This window comes from Endozoicomonas sp. ONNA2 (assembly GCF_024606365.1).
Lineage (GTDB): Bacteria > Pseudomonadota > Gammaproteobacteria > Pseudomonadales > Endozoicomonadaceae > Endozoicomonas.
Window position 1 is genome coordinate 1 of the sequence record NZ_JAHHPO010000862.1, and the last position, 2,018, is coordinate 2,018.

The window sequence follows — 2,018 nt, forward strand, 5'->3', positions numbered from 1 at the left end:
CATTGACCTCAATGCCGTCGGCGGTCAGTAACGCCTTGACGCACTCTGCGTGGCCGTATCTGGCAGCGCTGTTCAGGGGCGTCCAGCCAAAGATGTCTTTTTGGTTAATCGCCGATTTGTCCAATTTCAACAGGTATTCTAATCCAGGTAAATTACCGTAACGAGCAAATAAAGCCAGGGGGCTTCCCTGTTCATTGCTCAACAGACGGGTCAATAGATTACAATGACCTGTTAACAGCAGGTTTGACAGGGTTTCTGGTTGCTTCCGCTCAAATGCCTGTTTGAATAACCGCTGACAATCGTTGGGTGTCAGCAGCTTTTTCATGTCGTCGTTTGAAAAATCGGAGATCTGCCAACTGGCCAAGCTTTGCGTGATTGGTGAAACGTCTATTTCTTTTTGTTGAAGCCTCAATAATACCGGCTTCAGGAGTGGTGTATTGATCAGCCAGTCTAGTGAGCCTGGAACAATGGTAGTTTGACCAGAGGCAAAATGCTCACAAACACACTGGCACAACGTTTCTTTAAAGGTATTGTCTTTTTTAACGAGCTTGTCGCAGAGGTTGCTGGAAAGCGCCTTAACCATCGCAGGTGCTTTTCCAAGCTGTTCGATGGTGGCGTGTTGCAGGAAAAACGAGGCAATATGCTCGGCATTCTCTGTCTGCTCCATCGCTTGGGCAAGCAAGACATAAGCGGTTGTCTCAGGCCAGGTCGAGAAGTCAATTGACATTAAATGAGGCAATGTCAGTGTAGTGTGATTATCCGCTGCAAAAGTACAGTCCTTCCCTGCGGGCAAGGCTTGGTCATGATCAAATACCCAGAAGAAAAGTTTATCTATTGACCCAATATATGATGCGGAATCGATGCTTCCGGGAATAGAGGTAAACACCTTGGGAGATGACTCACAGAAATGACTGACCACCCAGGCCCGTAACTTCTCCCGATACCGCCCAAGGTAATAGTTGCTATCGCCCGTTTCTTCGATAATGGCCCAAAGATCAAGCGACTGTTCTCCTGTTGTTTTCAGTAAATGATTAACCGGTTTAAAGAGTGTGCTTTCAAGAACACCCGTTTTTTCCGAAGTCAGTTCACAGGGTGCAATGGTCTCGGTTTCCCATGCTTGCACTCCAATTTTCAGGAGAATTGCGCTTAGTTGATCAGACCACTCGGACGAGAGCTTACTCAGGACGGTACTCGCATTGATTGACATTGGAGCGGCAGAAAGAAATTGCCGGGTAAGCTCCTCACTTAGGTTGGTTGGTGCCCCTGGATCAACGATGGGAGAAAGCATCAGGGGCTCACAGAAAAGATTGTGAAAGCTATTAAACCAGTGAATTTCCATACATGGTAATATATCGATCAAGCCTTCCCTTTGCTGTTCAAGCAGGAATGACTGAATAAATTGATGGAACAGCTCACTCCTGATCTTAAAGAGTTTTCCCCCCAGCCCTGCCCGAGAAGCTTCCAAATTAAGAAAACTCTGTTGAAATCGGCTATGAACACCAGCAGGGCAGTGCTCAATACCGTTCAGGCAGTCATGAAGTACAGAGGCGATATAATCTTTGCTGTCAACGTTTGGATCGTTTTGTTGATCCTTAAGTTGCTTGACTAACTGACGAATCTGAAAACGTGTATCACGATACAGGGGCAGCAGGCTTTCTTTGAGATGTTCAGGAGGAGATTTCAGCTTGTCATGAAATACGTCTATTGATTTGTCGTACTGATCATTAACAAAGGGGGATACCAGCTGCTTCAATTCCATAATATCACTCAGGAAACTGGATTTTATCTCAGGAAAAGAAGCATGCGCTTCCAGTTCCTCGTAACGATGAACCTCGGGTAATTCTATATATTCTGCTTGATGGCCAGCCGTTTGTAACTGTGACGCGTCAGTATCTGTGAAAGGCTGCCAAGATTGGAAAAGCCTTGAGTTGACTGTACTTGAAGAAAGCATGAATATGTCCTTAGGAGTCGTCTAAAAATAACTTTCCCATTTTAAACTCAGCGTTCCTGATGATTGC

The 2,018-nt window shown here is 45.6% G+C and carries 1 protein-coding gene; it reads right to left on the minus strand.

Features of this window, described 5'->3' with window-relative positions:
• Positions 1-1,951 (minus strand): ankyrin repeat domain-containing protein (locus tag KDK14_RS15310; RefSeq protein WP_257266041.1); only part of this gene is annotated, 1,951 nt, incomplete at its 3' end.
• Positions 1,952-2,018: the final 67 nt, after the last annotated feature.